Origin of the sequence: Embleya sp. NPDC020630, from assembly GCF_044334985.1 — a bacterium.
Taxonomy (GTDB): Bacteria; Actinomycetota; Actinomycetes; order Streptomycetales; family Streptomycetaceae; genus Embleya.
The window spans coordinates 17,322-36,970 of sequence record NZ_JBIRUB010000042.1; the positions used below are offsets into that span (position 1 = coordinate 17,322).

Here is a 19,649-nt window from a genome sequence, read left to right on the forward strand (position 1 = left end):
GGCGATCCGCAGATGGCGATTCCGGTCAGGCCGCGTCCCGTGGTGAGCTACGACGACGCGGGTGAGTTCGACACCGCGTTCGAGCCGCTGATCGGCCCCGCCCTTAACCGCTTCCGGCGCCGATTGCGCGCCGTGCCGGACCCGCTGTCCACCACCGAGCGGGAGATCCTGCTGCGCGCCGCCCGACGCGGCCTGTTGGACACCGTGCGCCCCAAGGCCAACCGGCTGCTCCTGCTGGAACTGCACGCCGCCCGGATGTCCGGCCGGCTCACCCGCGCGACCAGCGAGCAACGCTGGCAGGAATTCCTCGAACGCGCCGCCGAGCCCGCGTTTTGGAGCGAACTGGACGGCGACTATCCGGCGTTCGCACCGCGCCTGGACCGGGTGATCCGCAATCGGTGCACGGCCCTGCTCACCCTGGCCCGCCGCATTGCCGCCGATCGCGACCGGCTGACCGACCTGCTCGGCACGCGCCCCGGCGAACTCGTCGAGATCGGCACGGACGCGGGTGACTCGCACCGCGGCGGCCGTACCGTGGCCCTGCTCCGCTTCGAAGCCGGCCGCGTGGTGTACAAACCCCGCGCGCTCGCCGTCGACATCGCCCTCGCCACCACCGTGGACACCCTCCTGGCGCACATCCCGCGCGAGCAACGCATCGCCGTCCCGGCGGTGTTGCTCGGCACGGACTACGGCTGGGCGGCACACGTCGAACACCGCTATTGCGTCGACGCCGCCGAACAGTCCCGCTTCTACCGCGGCCTCGGCGAGTGGATGTGCGTCGTACAACTCCTCGGCGGCACCGACCTGCACTCGGAGAACGTGATCGCCTGCGGCCCGGTCCCGTGGGTGGTGGACTGCGAGACACTGTTCAGCCCCGAACCCCGGGTCGGCCCAAGCGGACTCGGCGACGCCTTCGACACCGCCGCCGCCTCCGTCCGGCGCACCGTGCTGCGCACCGGCCTGTTGCCGATGCGCCTGGGCCAACTCGCCCTGCAGGGCCTGGACATGTCCGCCGTCGGCGCCCTCCCCGACCAGCAACCGCGCGTCCCGGTACCGGTGATCAGCGGCGCCGGCACCGATCTGGCCCGGCTCACGATGGAGCCCGCCGACGTGGCCGGATCGGCCAACCTGCCCGCCCCCGAGGCCGATCCGCTCGCCCACCAGGACGACATCGTGCACGGCTACCGCGACCTGCGCGCCCGCCTGGACGCACTCGACGCGGCCGGGCGACTGCGGCCCATGCTCGACGTGTTCGCCGGATGCGAGCTGCGGGTGGTGTTGCGCCCCACCCAGGTCTACGTCGAGATCGCCCGGATGCTCTGGCATCCCGCATCGCTGCACGACGAGGGCCCGGCCGTCGAGCGTGCCCGGGATGTACTGATCCGCCAGGCGAAAGCGCTGCACGGCGCCCCCGACACGCCGGAGGTGGTCGGCGCCGAGGTCGCCGATCTCCTCGACGGCGACATCCCGTTCTTCGGCGTCCGGCCCGAGCGGGGGCGGATGACCGGACCGCGCGGCACCGAATGGGGCGATCCCGCACACCTGATCGACGAGAGCGTCGCCCGCTGGCGGGCCGGGGACCCGGAGTTCGAGGAGGTGATGATCCGCTCCTCGCTGCTCGGCGTCTACCGCGACCGCAGCGCGATGCCCGAGGGGGAACGACACCGCGAGGTGACGGTACGACCCGACCGACGGGAGGAACGCCGGCGTGCCCTCGCCGCCGAATCCGCGCGCGACCTGTGCGCCCGGGCCGTCGTCGGCGCGGACGGGACGGCCACCTGGATCGGGCCGGTGTACACCGACAGCGGCTTCAACGTGCGCCCGTTCGCCGCCGACCTGTACAGCGGACAGGCCGGCGTCGCACTGGCCCTGCGGGCGTATCTGACCGAGTCCCGCGCGGGCCGGGTGCCGGCCGTGGACGGGCTGCCGGCGCTGACCGAGGGGGCGATCCGGGCACTGGCGGCGATGGAGGACGCGGTACCCACCACCCGGGTCGGCGCGTTCGACGGGATCGGCGCGGCGGTCCGGACCTGGCTGGCCCTGCACACCGCGTCGGGCCGACCGGCCGACCTGGAACGGGCGATCCGGCACGCCGAGCGCGCACCGGGCCTGTTGGCCGAGGACACCATCCTCGACCTGGCCGGCGGCGCCGCCGGACTGATCGTGCCGATGCTCGCCCTGACCGACCGCACCGGTGACCGCCGTTGGCGCGACGTCGCCGAATCCGCCGCGGAACTGCTCGGGCGACGTGCCGTCGTCGAGGAGGACGCCCTCGGCCGACGCACCGCCCGCTGGCCGACCGTACTCTTCCCCGACGGCATCGGCGGCTTCGCGCACGGCGCCGCGGGCATCGCCTGGGCGCTGACCCGACTCGGCCTTGCCGCGAACCAGCCGGAGTGGTTCGAACTCGCCGATCTGGCCTGGGCGTTCCAGGAATCCCTGTACGACCCGGAGGTGCGCAGCTGGCTGGACGGCCGGCAGCGGGGCGAGGTCCTGTTCCTCGACTCCTGGTGCCACGGCAGCACCGGGATCGGCCTGGCCGGTTGGGACCTGTACCGGCGCACCGGCGCTGCGGAACACCTCGACCGGGCCCTGCGCGCGGCCGTCGCGACCTGGCGCACCGGCTTCGGCTGGGACTACACGCTGTGCCACGGCGACCTGGGCTCGTGGGAACTCCTGGACACCCTCCTGCGCGGCGCCCCCGGACAGCTTCGCTCCCGCCTGCCACAGGCCCCGACCCGGGCCCACCTCGACGCGCTCCTGCTGACCGGGCTCGAAACCTACGGCCCGCACACCACGTCCACCCGGCACACCACCACGGCATCCCTGCTCCCGGGCAGCGCAGGCGCCCTGCACCAACTCCTGCGCATGCACCCGACGAGCACGGAGCGCCCGCCGTCACTGCTGCTTCTGGACGAACTCTGAGTGGCAGTAGGGGCGTTGCCCCGGCTGGTCAATCCACGTAGGCCGATGCCTGGATGCGGTACAGGTCGGCGTATTCGCCGTTCTCGCGCATCAATTCTTCGTGGGTACCGTGCTCGACCACCTCGCCGGCGCGCAACACGACGATCCGGTCGCACTCGCGAACCGACGCCAACCGGTGGCTGATCAGCACCACCGTACGACCGGCCGCGAGCCGGCGGATGTTGGCGTAGACCGCGTGCTCCGCGCGGGCGTCCAGGGCAGCGGTGGGCTCGTCGGCGATCAGCAGGCGGGCATCCCGGTAGAAGCCGCGCGCGATCCCGATCCGCTGCCACTGGCCGCCGGACAGATCCACCCCGGCGCGGAACTTCTTCGACAACAACGTGTCGTAGCCGTACGGGAGTCGCGAGATCAGGCCGTCCGCGTCCGCGTCTCGGGCCGCCCGGGTCAGTGCGGTCCCGTCCGCGTCCGGCCGATCGGCACGCCCGAGCACGATGTTGCCGCGCGCCGTCAGCGGCCACCGGGTGGGCTGTTGCATCACCAGCGCCACCTGTTCGCGAACCCCCACCGGGTCGACCATGGCCAGATCGGTGCCGTCCCAGTGCACGGTGCCCTTGTCCGGCCGATGCAGCGCGGCCAACAGCAGGGCGAGCGTGGTCTTGCCGGACCCGTTCTCCCCGACCAGGGCCACCGTCTCGCCCCGGCGGATCACCAGATCGACCCCGCGCAGCGCCGGGCCGGCGCTGCCGGGATACGCGAAGTAGACGTCCCGTAACCGGATTTCGGCGAACCCGTCCGGCACCTCGCCCACCGCCGGCGGCCGGGCCCGGCCGGCCGCCTCGGCCAGGAAGGCGTGATAGTCGGTGATGTACAGGGACTTCTCGTAGAGCCGGTCCACCGCCACCATCAGCGTGGCCAGCGAACCGCTCGCGGTCCGCACCGCCAACACCGCCGTACCGGCCACCGCGAGCGGCACGATCTCGGCGCGGACCAGCAGTCCAAGGGCGACATAGGTGGCCCCCAACGCCAGGCCGGACAAGGTACGCCCAACCACGCCCACCCGCACCTGGGCATAGCCCACCCGCACCTCGGCCTGCTCGACCAGCCGGGCCAGGCGCCGGAATTCGGTCAACAGCGCCTCCTCGGCGGTCCCGGCCCGCACCTCCGCCGCCGCCTCCCTGGCGGTGAGCAGATCGGCGAACAACCACAGGCGCCGATACAGCGTCATGCGCTGGACCATGCCCTCGAACCCGATCCGGGCCGAGCGCAGCGCCGCCCACCCCTGCGGCGCGATCGACAGCGCCAACAGCGGCAGCAGTACCGGGTGCAGCCCGGTCACCACGCCGATGCCGACCAGCAAGCCAACCAGGGCACCGAGCAGTTCGACCGCGTGCGCGAGGGCCAGTTGGGCGTGGTCGATGCCCCGGTCGCGTGCCCGGGCGAGCGCGTCGTGCCAGTCGGCGTCGTCGAACGCGGCCAACTCGGCGCCGACCGCCGCCGCGTGCAGGCGCTCCTCGGCGACCCGACGGATCCCCGGCGACAGGCGGGCCTGGGTCGCCTGCACCACCGTCTCCAAGCCGGCGCGGGCCGAGGTCGCGACCACCACCGCGATCACCGCCGGCACCGCGTCGCCGACCCGGTCCGCCGCCGGCCCCGAGGCGAACAGCGCCGACAACGCCCGCGACGTGGCCAACAGGGCCAGTGCGGTGGCCACCCCGGCGGCGGCCTGGGCGCATACCAACACCACCGCCGCACGCCCACTGGCCGCCCACGCCAGGCGCCACACCTGCGCCAACGCGACCGGCAACCGGGTGACCATACGACCCAGTCCCGCGTTCGCCGCCTCCCCGTCGAAGGGCGTGTCGTAACCCTCGCCCAACTCGTCGAACTCGCCCAACTCCGGTGGCACATGCCCCGCCATCCCCAACCCCTCCCGGCCGACAAGTGGGGTATGCCCGTGGCGGCGCCACACTACGGGTACCAAAGGGAGCGCACGGGTGGCCGGAGGGGCGCCCGGACCGTCCCGCGAAGCCCGCAACCGGGCATCCACCGCCGACACGCCGCCGGGCAGGCCGGTTCCTGGATTCTCTAGTCGGGGATCAACCCGCTGCGCCGCGCCAGGGCGACCGCCTCCGTGCGGCGGGAGGCGCCGACCTTGGCCATGATGTTGGACACGTGCACACTCGCGGTCTTGGCGCTGATGTACAGCTCCTCGCCGATCTGCCGATTGCTCAGCCCACGCGCCAGCAGCTCCAACACCTCACGCTCGCGCGCCGTCAGCGTCACCTCGTCGGCCGACGCCGCCGCCGCACCGGCCAGTCGCCCGCGCCGCACCATGGCGTCCACCGCGTCGCGCAGAGGTATCGCCCCCAGCCGCTCCGCGGTCTCCCGCACCCGCTGCGCCAGGGCGGTCGCCTCGTCTCGCCGGTCGGCGGCCACCAGTGCCTGGGCCAGCCGCAGTTCGCTGCGCGCCTGCTCGAACACGTTGCCGTAGCCGTACGCCTCGGCGGTCTTCTCCCACAGCGCGACGTCGACCTCGCCGCGCACCCGCGACCACTCGGCCTCGGCGCGCGACAACCAGGCGACGCTCTCGGGTCCGGTGCGCGGGAAGCGCCGATTGGGCCAGGACATCGTGGTGCGGGCCCGCTCGATGAACGGCTCGGCCCGCGCCACCTCCCGGGCCGCCGCCTCGGTGTCCCCCGCCGCCCGCAGCTCGGTCGCGGTGTCGCCGATCGCGGACAGGGCCAGGGCGGAGATCCGGATGCCCGCGTCGGGGTAGGGGTTGCGGTCCTCGGACAACGCGTCGAGCGCGCGCCGCGCCCACTCGGCCGCCGCCGTGGAATCGCCGCGCCAGGCCGCCTCGTCGGTGAGCACCAGGCTGCCGATCAGGGTGCCCATCCAGTTGAACGGACGCTCCTCGAACAGGGCGCGGGCCCGCTCCGCGACGCCCGGCTCGCCCCGACCCAGCGGGACGTACAGCGCCGCCTCCGCGACGTGCCGAAACGCGGACGGCACCGTCTGGGGCACCACTTCGAGCGCCTCGTCCCAGCGGCCGAGGGTGTACAGGAGTTGGGCTCGCAGATACTGCATGTCCAGCGGGTAGGGCGAGGTGGATCTGGTGGTGCGGCGGGCCAGTTCCAGGCCCTCGTCCAGCCAGCCCAGGCTCTCCGCGAGTCGACCGGACTCGAAGCTGCCCATGGCCAGGTTGAACAGCGCCCGCAACTCGATCGCGGTGTTCCCCGACTTGTGCGCCAAGTCGCGTGCCTGACTGAGCCGTTCACGTCCCTCCAGGACCTGGCGGCTGCCCCATTCCAGCCCGGTCAGCGAGATGATCGCATCGGCGAGCGCATCGTCGGTGCCCAACTCCTCGGCGGCGGCCAGTAGTTGGTGGCCCAGTCGACGCGCGGTCTCGTCGTCGTTGAGGTAGTAGGCGGCCTGGATGTGGGTGGCCGCCGCCCACAACCACGTGCGCGAGGGCGGGTCGGCGGGGATCATCGCGAGCGCCTGGCTGCTGTACTCGAACGCGGCGTGGAGGTTGTCCACGTTCATCAGGCTGGAGGCGAGCGTGTAGCGCACGGTGACGGCGAGGTCGACGTCGGCGTTTTCGCCGACCCGGTCCAGCGCGCTGCGCGCGAACGCGACGGCCCGATGCGCCTCGCCGGCCCGCACGGCGGCGGCCGAGGCGCGCATCATCAGCGTCACGTCGTCGCTGTCCACCAGTTCGCGGGCATTCGGCACCGCGTCCCACACCTCGAGGGCCGCTTCGAGGCGGCGCATCTCCTCCGCCGGCGCGCCCATCCGGGCGGCGGAATCGGCGGCCTCGACGGAGGCGGTGAGCGCGCCGGGCAGGTCGTGACCGGCGCGGTAGTGGTGGGCGCGCTCGGCCGCACTGCCCGACCGCCGGCCCGGCTCGCCGAGCAGCCGGGCGAACACGGCGTGGATCCGGACCCGCTCGCCCGGAAGCAGGTCCTCGTACGCCGCCTCGCGGGTCAGCGCGTGCCGGAAGGCGTACGTATCGCCCTCGTCGGCGACAAGCAGATGCCGCCCGACGGCCTCGCGCAGCGCGGTCTCCAACTCGTCGTCGGGCAGCTCGACGGCGTCCCGGAGCAGTCCGTGCTCGACCCGGCGCCCGGCCACGGCCGCGGTCCGGAGCACCCGTTGCGCCACGTTCGACATCTGCTCGATCCGGGTGAGCAGCACCTCGGCCAGGCCGCTGGGCACACCGCCGTCGATGTCGTCGGTGGCGGCCCGCAGTTCCTGGGCGTAGAAGGCGTTGCCCTCGGCGCGCTCGACGATGGCCCGGACCGTGTCCTCGGGCAGCGGGTCGGCGGCCAGGCCCCGGACGAGGCGGGCCACGTCGTCGTCGTCCATCGGCCGCAGGTCGAGCCGCCCGACGGACGGCAGGCGCACCAGTTCGGCGAGCAGCGGGCGCAGCGGGTGGCGGCGGTGCAGGTCGTCGGAGCGGTAGGACACGAGTACGGTCAGCCGCTGGTAGCCGGCCGCTCCCGGGCGTTGCGGCAGGAGTCGGCTGAGCAGGAAGCGCAGCAGGTCGCGGGTGGACTGGTCGGCCCAGTGCACGTCCTCGATCACCAACAACACCGGCGCCTGCTCGGCCAGGTCCCCGAGCAACCCGGCGACGTCCTCCAGGAGCCGCAGCCGCACGCCGGAGTCCGGCATCTCGCCGGCGTGCTCCTTGCCCCCGCCGGCCCGCAGCAGTCGCTCCACGGCCGGATGCGCGGCCAGCACGTCGGCATGGCGCTCGTCGGCCTCCAACCGCCGCAGCACCTCGACGAACGGCAGGTAGGGCAGCCCGACGTCGCCGAGGTCCACGCAGTGCCCGGTCAACACGGTCATCCCGGCTCCGGCCGCGCGAGCCGCCGCCTCCGCCAACAACCGCGTCTTGCCCACACCGGCGTCCCCGGCTACGAGCAGGGCACAGGGATCGCCGGCCCGCCCACGCCCCAGCGCCTCCTCGAGCCGAGCAACCTCCTCGCCCCGCCCCACCAAAGCCGCATCCCAACCCACATCCGTCACCGGCCCATCTTCACACGCCCCATTCACCACCGGCGGTCCCGTATCCCGGCGCGACTCGCCCGAGGAGGCGGCGGGCCTCGGTCGGCGCACCGGAGGTGGTGGCCGAGCATCACCGGCAACCGTATGGTTGTGAACTTGACGCGGTATGCGGCCACCGCGTGGGCGAGTCCCCGGGCATGCGGAAGGCCGCCGCGGGAGGGCGGCGGCCTTGCGGTGCACGGGAAGGGTGGGGGTCCCGGGTCGGGGGGATCCGGGACCGCCGCGGGTCGGGGTCAGCTCTTGATCGAGTAGCTGTCCCCGTAGACCTTCCAGTTCAGGGGCGGGTTGAGGTCGAGGTTGCCGGCCTTGAGGAAGACGCGCTGTTCGGTGTCGACCCGGCTGGTGTCGCTGTGCGCGTCCTCGTGCTTCATGGCGACCTTGCGGGCGTCGAGGAAGGCGTTGAGGTAGGTGGTCTCGTTGCCGCCCTGGGCCGGCGGCTTGGCCTTCTTCAGGGCGTTGGCACGGATCGAGCTGAAGCTGTCCCGGTCGCCACCGTCGCCGTGCATGACGATGGCGTCGTAGTACATGAACTGGCCCAGCGCGCCCAGGCCGTCCGACTTGCCGCGGTTGACCGCCGGGTTGAAGTACACCCGGTCCCGTTCGTCGTCCTGCGCCTTGCGGAAGTCGGGGTCGCCCGCGGCGGTGGCCCAGGCCTTCTCGAAGGAACTGCCCAGCCCGGAATGCGAGTCCGAGCCGTTGACCTTGCGCAGCGCGGGCAGGAACTTGGCCAGCACGTTGTTGGGCTTGCGCGCGGTGTACAGCTCGACCAGGTCGAGCATGTCGCCCGTGCCGGAACAGAAGCCGATGATGCCAGCCGTGTAGCCGCGGCCGTCGTCGATGTCCTCGATGTACTTGTACTGCGCCTTCCAATCCAGGGAGGAGTTCTCCGCGCTGGACACCAGTTGCATCGCGATGTCCTTCTTGTGCGGGTCGTCCAGGTCGACGCGCGCGGCGGCCGTGGCCGAGGCGGTCGAACCCGACGATGCCGCGCCGGTGGTCGCCGCGTGGGCCAGCGGCCCGGGTACGGCGATCAGCAGGCCGGTGGCCACAAGCAGGGTCAGGCGCTTGCGGCTGCGTCCGAGTTGAGCGTGCACGTGCGTCTCCGTTCCGGCCGATGACGGCCATGTTCGGGGGGCTTGGCGTGCCGGCTGGAATCCTTTGTTAGGAAAGTTTCCTAACTAGGACGAGTCACATTGAAGCACTGCGGGGTTCCGTCGCCAAGGGGTAGAGCCCATCTCGGCCAAACTCGCCCACCACGATTCACCGTCCCGTCACCAGGATTTGATGATCCATCAGGTGTTCGCCAGGCCCGGCACGCCGACGTCGACCGCCACGTCGCCGCACCCCAACCGCTCGCACACCGTGATCCAACCCCCACGCCCGCGGAAGCCGATGGCGTCGGGGACCGGCACCCGGGGAAGTCGACACGTGCCAGGGGTGTTTCGGACAGCCATTCGGACAACCCCGGACGGACCTCCGCCGGGCCCGGGCCGCTCCTGCGGCGAGATTCTCGGCCACGGACGCGCAAACTCCCCGCGCCGCCCCCGGATTTCGGGGCTGCGGGGACCATCGGTCGGATTCGCCGACGGATTCGGGAACCGATCAGGGTCGACGCGCGTGAATGTAGTGGACGTCACCAGGCCGCCCCACCCCCTGTGCGAGCCGGTGAATCAGGTCGAACCGGCCCATTCCGAACAGGGCTTGGTCGTCTTGCCCTGAATGGGTTGGGATGCCGTTTGCCAATCGATTGGGCTTCTGTGGCAGCCAACCACATCGTCACGTGGCAGCATCGGGGGATGGACGAGCATCAGCGACAGCCCGAGGCCGAGCCCGAGTGGCTCGACAACGACGACTTCGAGCGACTCCTGGCCGAGGTTCTGCCGGAGCTGGAGCCCGCGGTGCCGCCGGGCCGAGGCAAGCGGATCTACGAGCGCGCCGCCCACGGGGACTCCGCGGCCGGGTGAACCGACCCGCGTGACCCCACTCGAATCGATCCATGTCGCCCAGCGCGACCGCAAGTTGGGACAGACCCCCGCGACGCCCCGGCCGCCCGTCGGCCGGGGCGTCGCCCCGTTGTCGGCTCTCGGCTGTCTGCTGTCGGTTGATCAACCGCCCACGGTGATCGGGAGTTCGCCGTACCCACGCAGCAGCAGGCGGTCGTCCCGAACCGCGCCCGGCGCCTGGGCCGACACGGGAAAGCGGGCCAGGAATCGCGGGAAGGCCACCGTCGCCTCGAGTCGAGCGAGCATGGCGCCGACGCAATAGTGGATCCCCGCGCCAAAGCTCAGCGGCGCGATCTCGGCCCGCCACGGATCGAACCGCTGCGACTCGGGGAAGCGCACCGGGTCACGGTTGGCCGCGCCGATCAGCAGCAGCACCTCGGCGAACCTGGGCACCGCGACGCCCTCGATCTCCAGGCCGTCGCGGAGCGCGATCCGCGAGGTGAGTTGGACCGGCGAGTCGTACCGCAGCACCTCCTCGACGAAGTCGCCCGGCGGCAATGTCCCCTCGGTCAACGCGGTGCGCGCGCCGTCGTGCCCGAACAGCAGCGCCAGGCCGTTGCCGAGCAGATTCGTGGTGGTCTCGAACCCGGCCACCAGGAGCAGCACCAGGTTGGCGATCAGCTCGGCGTCGGTGATCCCGCTGTCCGGGTCCGCGTCGCGCAGCGCGACCAGGGCGCCGACCAGGTCCTCACTCGGGTGCGCCCGCCGCTGCGCGACCAACTCCGCGAAATAGTCCTGGAGTTCCCCGGCGGCCCGGTCCGCGGCGGTCAGGTCGCGCTCGACGGTCATGAACTCGAGGGCCGTCATGAGGTCGTGCGCCGACCCCCGGAACCGGCGTCGATCCGCCTCGGGCACACCGAGCAGTTCGCAGATCACCCCGACCGGGAGGGGGAAGGCGAACCGGTCCATGAAGTCGACCGGTTCGCCGCCACGTCCGGCCTCGGCCAGGTCGTCCAGGAGCCGGTCCACCGCCCGCTCGACGGCCGGCCGCATGGCGGCGATCCGGCGGGGTGTGAACACGGCCGCGATCGGGGCGCGCATCCGGGCGTGCGCGGGCTGGTTGGCCTGCAGGATCGAGCGGCCGAACAGTTCCAGCGACGGCGGTTCGCGATGGTCGCCGAACATCGTGGCGTTCAGTTCGGCATCGACCACGCCGAAGTCCCGGTCGCGCAGCACGCGGTCGACGGCGGCGTACCCGGTGACCAGCACGAGCGTGTCGCTCACCCGCGCCACCGGGCCCAACCGGTGGGCCTGTTCGTACAGCGGATAAGGATTCGCCCGGGCCTCGGGTGTGTCGAGCAGTTCGACGATCGCGGTCGCGTCCACATGGTTGCCTCTCGTCCCCGTCCGACGGCCGGCCCGGACAATCGGCGCCGGCCACCTGCCACACCGTCAACCTTCGCCACGGCTTGCGGAGTTCCCCGGTCCGGGTCTGCGGCTCACAAGCGGCGCGCGGCGGCCCCGTACACCCCGACGATGGCCGTGCCCCGTCACGCAAATCGTGCGGCTCGCGCAAGGAGGCCATCGTCGATACGCGGGAGCAGGCGGGCGACACACCGGGCATCAATACATTGTGTGATATCCCGGTTGCTGTATGTGATATTCCGGGTGACCGTTGATGGGCACTCCCCGTTTCCTTATGGAAGGGTCCATCAGTCATGCGCAACACCCGGATCGTCGCCGCCGCCACCGGCTTGTCTCTCCTCATGGGTGTCGGGGCGGCGGTGGCCGTCACCGAGGTCGGCACCGCCTCGACGACACCGCGCACCGTCGCCGCGGCTCCCGTGGCCGTGCCGGACGCGGCGACCCAGCTGCTCGACCAGCTGGGCGCGGTCGGTGCGGTGACCAAGGCGGTCGGCGACCTGGTCGCGGCGGCCACGGCCGTCCCGCCCGACGTGGCCAAGGTCAACGACGCCGTCGCCTCCCTGGAGGCCCTGGCCAAGGCGCTGCTGGACAAGCTCCCGGCCGCCCCCGTCGCCCCTCCGGCGCGCGCGGGGTCGTCGGCCGTGCCGCTGTCGCCGGCCGACGCGGTGGCCGCGCTGCTCAAGGACGGCCAGGACCTGCTCAAGGCGGTTCAGGCGCTCGTCGCGGTTCCCCCGGGCACTCCGAACCCCGACGTGCCGACCGTGGTCACCACCATCGCCAAGGACCTCCTCGGCCTGGTCACGAGCGTGACGACCGCGCTCGCGGGCGTCGCGCCCCCGGCGTAGTCGGCGCTCGCGGCACGGGTCGCGGCACCACCCTCACGACGGGGTCCGGTCGATCACCGACCGGGCCCCGTCGGCCGTGCCGGGGCGGGCGGCTCCGCGTGAGTCCGGCGCCCTGCGAGGATCCGGCGCCCTGCGAGAGTCCGGCGCCCGGTGATCGTCCGGGGCCCACCGCCGTACCGCCACCGCCGCCGCCAGCGTGGCCGCCGCCAACGAGGCCCACAACAACCCCGGCCCCACCGCGAACAGCGCCATCAGTACCGCGGGCGACGCCGCGGCGCCGAGCCCGGAAGACAACTGGAAGCGGGACAGCGCGCGGCCGAGGCGATGAGCGGGCGTGGTGGCCACGATCAGGGCGATGGCGCTGCCGGTGTACATGATCTCGCCGGCCGTGTAGAGCACCGACACCAGTCCGATGGCCGCCGCCCCGGCATTGCCGCCCAGGCCGCCAGCCGCCCAGAAGCCCAGGTAGGACACGGCGAGCACGAGCCCCGCGCCGGCCAGGGCCGAGCGCCTGGGGTATCGGGACAGCCAGACCACGACGGAGATCTGGGTGGCGACCACGATGACCGTGTTGCCCACGAAAATGCCGGCGGACCAGGCCGGCGACGCGTGCAGGTGGGAGACCAGCACCGCAGGCAGCGCCACCTCCAGGACGTTGAAGCAGAACGCGTACGGGAGGTTGGCCACGTCGAGCGCGGTGATCCACGAGCCCCCGGCGGCGCGCGACTTCGGCTTGTTCGGCCCGGAGGTGTCCCGATCCCCGGACCGGCCCGTCGCGGTCACCCGCAGCGAGCGGACCAGGAACGCGGCGACGGCGTAGCCGATGCCGGTCACCGCCGCGAGCATCCGCAGCGCCCCCGTGCCCCCGGCCATCGCCATCGTGGCGATCAGCGCGCCGGCCCCCAGGCCCGCGTTGCGCAACGACCGGCCGGCGGCGAGCGCGGCGTCCCGATACCGCTCGTCGGCGACCGTACCCACCAGCGCCGCGTGCGCCGGCGCCCAGCACTGGTCGCCGATGCCCAGGAACAGCGCGGCGACGGTGAACGCCCACACGGCGGAGCCACCCCATGCGGCGCTGCCGAGCAGTACCGCGACGCCGACGACCCGGACGGACATCGCCGCGGCCACCGCCGCGCTGCGCGCGCCGCGATCGAGCCACCGGCCCAGGAACGGCACGGCGGTGAGGCCGAACAGCATGCCGATCGACATCGCGGTGCCGGTGCGGGCCACGCCGAGGCCGAGCACCTGGATCCCGTACAGCAGCAGGAACGGGCGCAACATCCCGGTTCCGAGCGCGTCCACGGCGAGCGCCGTCGTGTAGCGGGGGCCGCCGGAGGCCCGCATCAGGGTGGTCAGGCGCGGGCGCGGGGGGCGCTCGTGTACCGGCGTCGGCCCGAGCGGCCCCGCGTCGGGCCCGGCGCGGCCGTCGCCCGTGGTCGGGGTGGACGCGGTGTCGTCGGAGGTCGCGGGGGCCGGGGTCGTGGTCATGGCGACACCGTGGCCGGCGTGCCCGTCGGCCGTCACGTCGATTGACGATGGTCGTCAATCGAGATCGGCCGTACCGCCACCACCTGCGATGATCCCGGGGTGAGCCTGACCATCGACATCACCGGCGTGCCGGCCGAGCGGCTGTTGTTCGCCGTGTCCCCGCTGGCCGAGCTGACCGCGATGCTGCATGTGCTGGCCGAGCCCGCGCACCATCCCGGACAACGGGACTGGGCGGTCGAGACCCGATCCGCGCTGCGGCCGGAGTTGGCCGAGCAGTTGCTGGAGGCGGAGTTCCTGTGGCGGGCCTCGCAGGCGGACTTCCTGCTGCCGGGACATCCCGAACCGACACTGGCGGCCGAGTTGGACCGGGTCGACCTGCTCGACGACGACACGTACGTGACCGCCGCACTGGTCGCCACCTGCGGTACGGACCGGCTGTTGCTGGGCAGGCCATCGCCGCTGCGGGACGCGCCCACCCGGGAGCGGACCCTGGATCTGGCGTACGCCCGGGGCTCGCGGCAGGCGTCCTTCGCGGAGCGGCTGATCGCGGATCCGCCGATGGTGCGGGCCCGGGTACGGCGGATGTTGGAGGAGTGCGAGGCGGTGTTCTTCGCCGCGGCCTGGGCCCGGGTCCTGCCCCGGCTGACGGCGGATCTGCGGCGCAAGAACGATCTGCTGGCCCGGCGCGGTGTCGCCGAGGCGCTGACGGCGGTGTCCGGGGCGATCGAGGTGGACGAGCACCGGCAGCGGATCGTGGTGGACAAGCTCCAGGACACCACGACCAGCGCGATGGGCGACGGGGTGACGTTCCTGCCCACCGTGTTCGGCGCGCCGCACCTGATCGTGGTGCACGCGCGCGGGTGGCGGCCGGTCGTGCAGTATCCGGTCGCGGTCGCCGATCACAAGCCGGCCGAGGCGGTGCCGATGGAGTCGGTGCGGCTGCGGTTGGCGGCACTGTCGCATCCGGTACGGCTGCGCCTGGTCCGCACCCTCGCGCGCGGCGCGCACACCACCGGCGAGTTGGCCTCGACGTGGTCGCTGAGCGCGCCGGAGGTCTCCCGACATCTGGCGGTACTGCGCCGGGCCGGCCTGCTGACCGCGCGGCGGCGTGGCCGGTACGTGATCCACGAACTCGACACCGAGGCGACGGCGGCGCTCGGTACCGATCTGCTGACGGCCGTGCTGCGGTGAGGTGGGCGGGTCAGCTCGCCGTGCGGACCCGGTGTACCGCCGGCGCGGTGGCCGGGGCCACGTATTCGGTGAAGAGTTTGGCGACCAGTTCGCCTCGGCTGGCGACGCCGACCTTGCCCAGCACGGACTTGATGTGATCGCGCACGGTGTGCGTGGAGATGTGCAGCCGGCGGGCGATCTCGTCGGTGGCCAGGCCGCTCGTGACCAGCCGGGTGATCTCCGTCTCGCGCGCGGTCAGTTCGAACGTCTCGACGATGATCGTGGACACCTCGGACGCCGGGGCCGCCTCGATCATCACCACGGTGAACGCGTCGTCGCCGCTCAGCCGGGACGCGTGGCACACCAGCCAGCGCCCGGCCCTGGTGCGCACCCGGACCCGGCCGGTCCCGGCGGCGGCCAGGGTGGCGATCCAGATCGGTGTCATCGGCGCCATGGGGTCGCCCGGCTCGCCGGTCACGCTCGCGATCCGGGCGCGGGCCTGTTCGTTGGCCGAGACCAGGCGCCCGGCGCGGTCGAAGAGCAGTACGCCGGTGGCCTCCCCCGCCTCGGCGACCGCGTCGGCCGAGACCTCCGCCGGCCGCAGGAACCCGCGCAGCCGCCCGGCGAGCGGCGCGGACAGGCCGGCGACCAGTTCGGTGTCGGCGGCGGTGAAGGCGGGCCGGTCCCGGTCGCGGAACAGGCTCACGCTGCCCCACGGCCGCCCGCCCACCCGCAACACCGCGCGCAGTTCGTCGCCGAAGCGACGCGGGCGCAGGTACGCGTCGTAGAGGGGGCCGAGTTCGGGCCGATTGCCGGTGCTCTCCCGCAGCGCGGCCGCCGGGACGCGGGCGTCGACCAAGTCCCGGAACGCGTTGACCGTGTCCGGGTCCGACTCGCTGGTCCAGAACGCGGCGCAGCCCTCCTCGTCCAGGTTCTCCACCCGGATCGGCGCGGCGATCAGCCCGGTGAGCGGATCGGTGGCGCGCCACACGGCGGCGTCGAAGGGCACCAGGCGGCGCAGCCGGGTGGACGCGCCGGCGAACAACGCGAGCGCGTCCGGCGCGTCGGCGGCGCGGGCGAGCAGCTCGTCGCGCTTCCAGGCGTCGGTGTCGGGTCGGCGGGTCATGGGATTCCGTCCTGATCGGGGGCGGGTCGGGACTGGTCGTGGCCGGTCGGGGGTTGGTCGTGGCCAGTCGGGGGTTGGTCGGGGGTTGGTCGGGTCGCAGGCTTTCGGATCCGGTTTTCGGGTTCGGTTTCGGGTTCGGTTTCGGATTCGGTTTCGGATTCGGTTTCGGATTCAGTCAACCTCCGGGATCAGCAGAAGCTTCCCGGTCGTTCGGCGGCTCTCCAGGTCCTCGTGTGCTCGGCGGGCCTCGGCCAGCGGGTACCGGCCGCCCAGGTGCGGGCGCAGCGTGCCGTTCCCGGTGCGGGCCAACACGTCGCGGGCGCGGAGCAGGAGTTCGTCCCGGTCGCGGATGTAGTCGGCGATCCCCGGTCGGGTCAGGTGCAGCGACCCGCCGGCGAGCAGTCGGCCGGTGTCGAAGTCGCGGACCGGGCCGCTGATCCCGCCGAGCAGCACCATCGTGCCGCGCGGACGCAGGCTCGCCAGGCCGGCGTCGAAGGTGGCCGCGCCGACGCCGTCGTAGACCGCGTCCACGCCCTGCCCGGCGGTCGCCTCGCGGACACGGTCGGCGAATCCGGCGTAGTCGAGCACGAGGGCGGCGCCGGCGGCACGGGCCCGGGCGTGTTTGTCGGGTCCGGAGACGGTGGCGATCACGCGGGCGCCACGGGCGACGGCGTACTGGGTGAGCAGGCCGCCCAGACCGCCGGCGGCGGCGTGTACCAGGACGGTGTCGCCGGGGCGGATCCGGTAGGCGTCGTGGGTGAGGTAGTGCGCGGTCATCCCGTGCATCAGGACCGAGGCGGCGGATTCCGCGTCGAGGCGGGGCGGGATCGGTACCAGGCGGTCGGCGCGGACCACGGCACGCTGCGCGTAGGCGCCGTACGCGGTGGTCACCGAGCCGTCCATGGCCCAGGCGACCCGGTCGCCGACGGCGACGCCGGCCACGTCCGGGCCGGTTTCCAGGACGGTGCCGGCGCCCTCGACACCGGGGACGAACGGGGTGGGTACGGCGAACACGCCGCGGCGCTGGCTGATGTCGATGTAGTTGATCCCGCTCGCGGCGACCGCCACCAGGACCCGGCCCCGGGTGGGCCGCGGCGTGGGATGGGTGTCGACGGTGCTCAGCACCTCGGGTCCGCCGTTGCGGGTGGCGATGACGGCCTGCATGCTGCGCGCTCCTCGGGTGGGCGGATTCCGACCCGATCGATCGTGCGCGGCGGTTGGGCGGGTGCCCATCCCTCAGGTGGGGGATGGGCAGCGCACTCGTCATCACCCCTGGGGCAGGATCTCGACGTCGCGGGCGGCGGAGTCGGCCGGCGCGGCGAACGTGCACAGCCGGGCCGCCTCGGCCATGACCGCGTCGGTGGTTTCGGCGGACAGCGGGGCGAAGGGGGTCAGGCGCAGGCCGGCGGGGTGTACGGACCAGGTACCGGCAACGAACCCGTCGACGAGAAACGTGGGCAACACGAGTGAGTTGCCCGGCAGGACCCGGCGGCGGTACGCGTCGGGCAGGATCCGGGTCCGGTCGGCGTGGCCGAGTACGGCGTTGTCGAAGGCGGGCAGGAACCGGACCGGGGCGGGGGCGTCCTCGGCGGCCAGTTCGGCGTCGGGGAGGTCGTACAGGTCGCGCCCGTCCGCGTCGCGCAACACCCGCAGCGGCATGGCCTCGATCACCGCGCGCAGCCGCTTGAGCCCGGACCAGGCCTGTACGTCCGCCACACTCGCCGGGCCGAACGCGGCCAGGTAGCGCTCGACCAGCTCGCGGACGTCACGGGTGGGGTCCATCGCCCGCCCGGTCCAGACCGGCGCCAGGGCCATCGGCACCGACGGCCGGTTGCCCCAGCCGCCCCACACGCCGTTGGGCGTCGGATGCACGATCGGCAACATGCGCTGGACCGCCGCCGCGAGCACATACCCGGAACGACCGGGATACCGCTCACCCAGGAGCCGGCCGAGTTCGCGCCGGGCGAGCTGCCCGTCGGCGAGCAACTTGCGCCCCGTGGCAGCGAGTTCGTCGGGTTCGAGGCCCCGCGTCTCGGCGGCGTAGTAGCTCGCGCGCAGCTCGGTCCCGGGCGCGGGTTGGAAGTGCGGTCGGATCCAGGCATAGTCCTCGGCGGCAGCGAGGTGCTGGGTGCCGCGCAGGAGCGGGCCGCGGACCACGTCCTTGTCCGTGTACAGGTCGGTCAACTCCGCGTGCCGAAACTCCGCGATGCGCGACCACAGGCCGACATAAGGCCAGTTCGGCTCCTGCGCCTGCATGGCGACCAGGTGCCGGACAACCTGCGCGGCGGGCCGGCAGGTGCGCTCGGCGAGCAGCTGACGGGCGATCAGCGTCCGGTTGAGCACGCGGCGGGACACCGGGGGGCGGGACACCGGGGGGCGGGGTGCGCGGGAAGGGGGCTCCATGGTCACAAGCATGTACGGGAATGCGGCAGACTCCCTTCCGCATTAATCGCGGCGGCTGTTCCCGGCGGGCGTTGCGCTCTTGACCGGGGGTGGCCGGTGCGGGGCCGGTCCGAGTCGATGATGGACCGCCGCCGGCGTGCGGGGGGGGGTGTCCCCTGGCGTGGTGTAGCAGCGATCGCTTCTCGCGACTTGCTGCCACCACATCGCGCTACTCACCGCTCTCGCGGGACACGATCCGCACACCGGACCGGCGGTCGACGGCATTCACCCCCAGCCCTGGCAGCCGGCCGACCCTGTTTATGCTCACGCCCATGGCACTCGAATGGGAACAGATCATCGTCGACTCCTCCGACCCCGTCGCCCTCGGGCGCTGGTGGGCCGAGGCTCTCGGCTGGGTGGTGGTCGACGAATCCGAGGAGATCATCGAGATCCGGCCCGAGCCGGACCGGATGCCGGGGCTGCTCTTCGTGCCTGTCCCCGAGGGCAAGACATCGAAGAACCGGCTCCACCCCGACTTCCGCCCCGACGACCAGGAAGCCGAGGTCGCCCGGCTGCTCTCCCTCGGCGCCCGGCGCGCCGACACCGTGCAGAACGAACAGCACTGGGTGACTCTCCTCGACCCGGAGGGCAACGAATTCTGTGTCCTGAGTGCGCGGAAGAGCTGAGCGAGGACCGGGCAGCCGTCCGGACGAAGGTGCCGGACGGCCGGTGCCGGTGTCCCCGATCAGGCAGAGCGGCTGCCCGTTCTTGGTCCATCGGCAACCGGCGAGAGTGTGGACGGTGGCCGCGTCGATGGTGAGTTCGCGTCGAAGTCGAACGCCCGAAGGGACCTCCCCCGCGGGAAGTTCGCCGCATTGATCCGCCGCTCCGACCGGCGGCGACCCCGGCCATCGCACTCGGCCATCAACAGCTCGGCAAGCAAGCCCCGGTAACTCATCCCCTCCATCAGCGCCCGCTCGGCGATGTCGGGGAACTCCTCATGGATCGACGGCAGCCGCAGCATGCGGCAGGCACTGTCGATGGCGGCATCGGCGGCCTGCTCCGGAGCCGGGTTCGATCTCGGCCTGGGCCGCCTTGCGGGCCTCCAGCGCGACGGCATCCGCAGTCATGGCCCGGCCCACAAAGCCACGGCCAGGCCGGCGACGACATGCTTTGACGCGCGTTGCGCCTTGGGTTGCGGGTGGCCGGTGGGGGGCTGGTCAGAGTCGGTGGTGGGCCGCCGCCGGCGTGCGGGGCTCCGAGCCGGAGGGCTCC

At 72.8% G+C, this 19,649-nt stretch carries 13 protein-coding genes and 1 pseudogene; 5 read left to right on the top strand and 9 right to left on the bottom strand.

What is annotated here, in order from left to right:
• Window positions 1-12: 12 nt before the first annotated feature.
• Window positions 13-2,925, top strand: coding sequence for a type 2 lanthipeptide synthetase LanM family protein (locus ACH4XV_RS47015; protein WP_395800535.1), 2,913 nt, complete (start codon window positions 13-15; stop codon window positions 2,923-2,925).
• 28 nt (window positions 2,926-2,953) lie between these two features.
• Here the strand turns inward: ACH4XV_RS47015 and ACH4XV_RS47020 are convergent, their stop codons facing one another.
• From ACH4XV_RS47020 to ACH4XV_RS47030, 3 genes are all read right to left on the bottom strand, one after another.
• Window positions 2,954-4,843 carry an ABC transporter ATP-binding protein gene (locus ACH4XV_RS47020; RefSeq protein WP_395800537.1) on the bottom strand — a complete coding sequence of 630 codons (1,890 nt, stop codon included), beginning with the start codon at window positions 4,841-4,843 and terminating at the stop codon, window positions 2,954-2,956.
• Window positions 4,844-5,010: 167 nt separating this feature from the next.
• The gene (locus tag ACH4XV_RS47025; protein ID WP_395800555.1) at window positions 5,011-7,947 is read right to left on the bottom strand and encodes an AAA family ATPase; all 2,937 of its coding nucleotides are present in this window, start codon (window positions 7,945-7,947) and stop codon (window positions 5,011-5,013) included.
• Window positions 7,948-8,228: 281 nt separating this feature from the next.
• Window positions 8,229-9,044, bottom strand: coding sequence for a chitosanase (locus tag ACH4XV_RS47030; RefSeq protein ID WP_395800557.1), 816 nt, complete (start codon window positions 9,042-9,044; stop codon window positions 8,229-8,231).
• A gap of 747 nt (window positions 9,045-9,791) precedes the next feature.
• Here ACH4XV_RS47030 and ACH4XV_RS47035 point away from each other — a divergent pair.
• Entirely contained in the window at window positions 9,792-9,959 is a 168-nt protein-coding gene (locus tag ACH4XV_RS47035; protein ID WP_395800539.1) for a hypothetical protein, read from the top strand.
• Window positions 9,960-10,100: 141 nt separating this feature from the next.
• Here ACH4XV_RS47035 and ACH4XV_RS47040 read toward each other — a convergent pair whose 3' ends face one another.
• Window positions 10,101-11,324, bottom strand: a complete 1,224-nt coding sequence (locus ACH4XV_RS47040) for a cytochrome P450 (RefSeq protein WP_395800541.1) — start codon at window positions 11,322-11,324, stop codon at window positions 10,101-10,103.
• Between the two features lie 332 nt (window positions 11,325-11,656).
• Here ACH4XV_RS47040 and ACH4XV_RS47045 point away from each other — a divergent pair, with 332 nt between their 5' ends.
• Window positions 11,657-12,208, top strand: coding sequence for a hypothetical protein (locus tag ACH4XV_RS47045; RefSeq protein ID WP_395800543.1), 552 nt, complete (start codon window positions 11,657-11,659; stop codon window positions 12,206-12,208).
• Between the two features lie 33 nt (window positions 12,209-12,241).
• Here the strand turns inward: ACH4XV_RS47045 and ACH4XV_RS47050 are convergent, their stop codons facing one another.
• Window positions 12,242-13,552 carry an MFS transporter gene (locus ACH4XV_RS47050; protein WP_395800559.1) on the bottom strand — a complete coding sequence of 437 codons (1,311 nt, stop codon included), beginning with the start codon at window positions 13,550-13,552 and terminating at the stop codon, window positions 12,242-12,244.
• A 243-nt stretch (window positions 13,553-13,795) separates the two neighbouring features.
• Between ACH4XV_RS47050 and ACH4XV_RS47055 the strand changes: the two genes are divergently transcribed.
• Entirely contained in the window at window positions 13,796-14,887 is a 1,092-nt protein-coding gene (locus ACH4XV_RS47055) for a DUF5937 family protein (protein WP_395800545.1), read from the top strand.
• 10 nt (window positions 14,888-14,897) lie between these two features.
• Here the strand turns inward: ACH4XV_RS47055 and ACH4XV_RS47060 are convergent, their stop codons facing one another.
• The 3 genes from ACH4XV_RS47060 to ACH4XV_RS47070 form a co-directional block, all read right to left on the bottom strand.
• Window positions 14,898-15,992 carry a LuxR C-terminal-related transcriptional regulator gene (locus ACH4XV_RS47060; RefSeq protein ID WP_395800547.1) on the bottom strand — a complete coding sequence of 365 codons (1,095 nt, stop codon included), beginning with the start codon at window positions 15,990-15,992 and terminating at the stop codon, window positions 14,898-14,900.
• 171 nt (window positions 15,993-16,163) lie between these two features.
• Window positions 16,164-17,156, bottom strand: coding sequence for a quinone oxidoreductase family protein (locus ACH4XV_RS47065; protein ID WP_395800549.1), 993 nt, complete (start codon window positions 17,154-17,156; stop codon window positions 16,164-16,166).
• Between the two features lie 102 nt (window positions 17,157-17,258).
• A complete protein-coding gene (locus ACH4XV_RS47070) occupies window positions 17,259-18,395 on the bottom strand; it encodes a winged helix DNA-binding domain-containing protein (RefSeq protein ID WP_395800551.1) in 1,137 nt (378 codons plus the stop codon).
• A gap of 311 nt (window positions 18,396-18,706) precedes the next feature.
• On the opposite strand from ACH4XV_RS47070, the gene ACH4XV_RS47075 reads away from it, so the two are divergent.
• Entirely contained in the window at window positions 18,707-19,060 is a 354-nt protein-coding gene (locus ACH4XV_RS47075; protein ID WP_395800553.1) for a VOC family protein, read from the top strand.
• A 36-nt stretch (window positions 19,061-19,096) separates the two neighbouring features.
• Here ACH4XV_RS47075 and ACH4XV_RS47080 read toward each other — a convergent pair.
• Window positions 19,097-19,494 (bottom strand): annotated as a pseudogene (locus ACH4XV_RS47080) (ATP-binding protein); the annotation flags it as partial.
• Window positions 19,495-19,649 lie beyond the last annotated feature (155 nt).

What these genes read in the sequence shown, in the direction of transcription:
- ACH4XV_RS47015 (WP_395800535.1), top strand. Translation starts at nt 13, where the DNA reads ATGGCGATTCCGGTCAGGCCGCGTCCCGTGGTGAGCTACGACGACGCG.
- ACH4XV_RS47020 (WP_395800537.1), bottom strand. Translation starts at nt 4,843, where the DNA reads ATGGCGGGGCATGTGCCACCGGAGTTGGGCGAGTTCGACGAGTTGGGC.
- ACH4XV_RS47035 (WP_395800539.1), top strand. Translation starts at nt 9,792, where the DNA reads ATGGACGAGCATCAGCGACAGCCCGAGGCCGAGCCCGAGTGGCTCGAC.
- ACH4XV_RS47045 (WP_395800543.1), top strand. Translation starts at nt 11,657, where the DNA reads ATGCGCAACACCCGGATCGTCGCCGCCGCCACCGGCTTGTCTCTCCTC.
- ACH4XV_RS47050 (WP_395800559.1), bottom strand. Translation starts at nt 13,552, where the DNA reads ATGCGGGCCTCCGGCGGCCCCCGCTACACGACGGCGCTCGCCGTGGAC.
- ACH4XV_RS47060 (WP_395800547.1), bottom strand. Translation starts at nt 15,992, where the DNA reads ATGACCCGCCGACCCGACACCGACGCCTGGAAGCGCGACGAGCTGCTC.
- ACH4XV_RS47065 (WP_395800549.1), bottom strand. Translation starts at nt 17,156, where the DNA reads ATGCAGGCCGTCATCGCCACCCGCAACGGCGGACCCGAGGTGCTGAGC.
- ACH4XV_RS47070 (WP_395800551.1), bottom strand. Translation starts at nt 18,395, where the DNA reads ATGGAGCCCCCTTCCCGCGCACCCCGCCCCCCGGTGTCCCGCCCCCCG.
- ACH4XV_RS47075 (WP_395800553.1), top strand. Translation starts at nt 18,707, where the DNA reads ATGGCACTCGAATGGGAACAGATCATCGTCGACTCCTCCGACCCCGTC.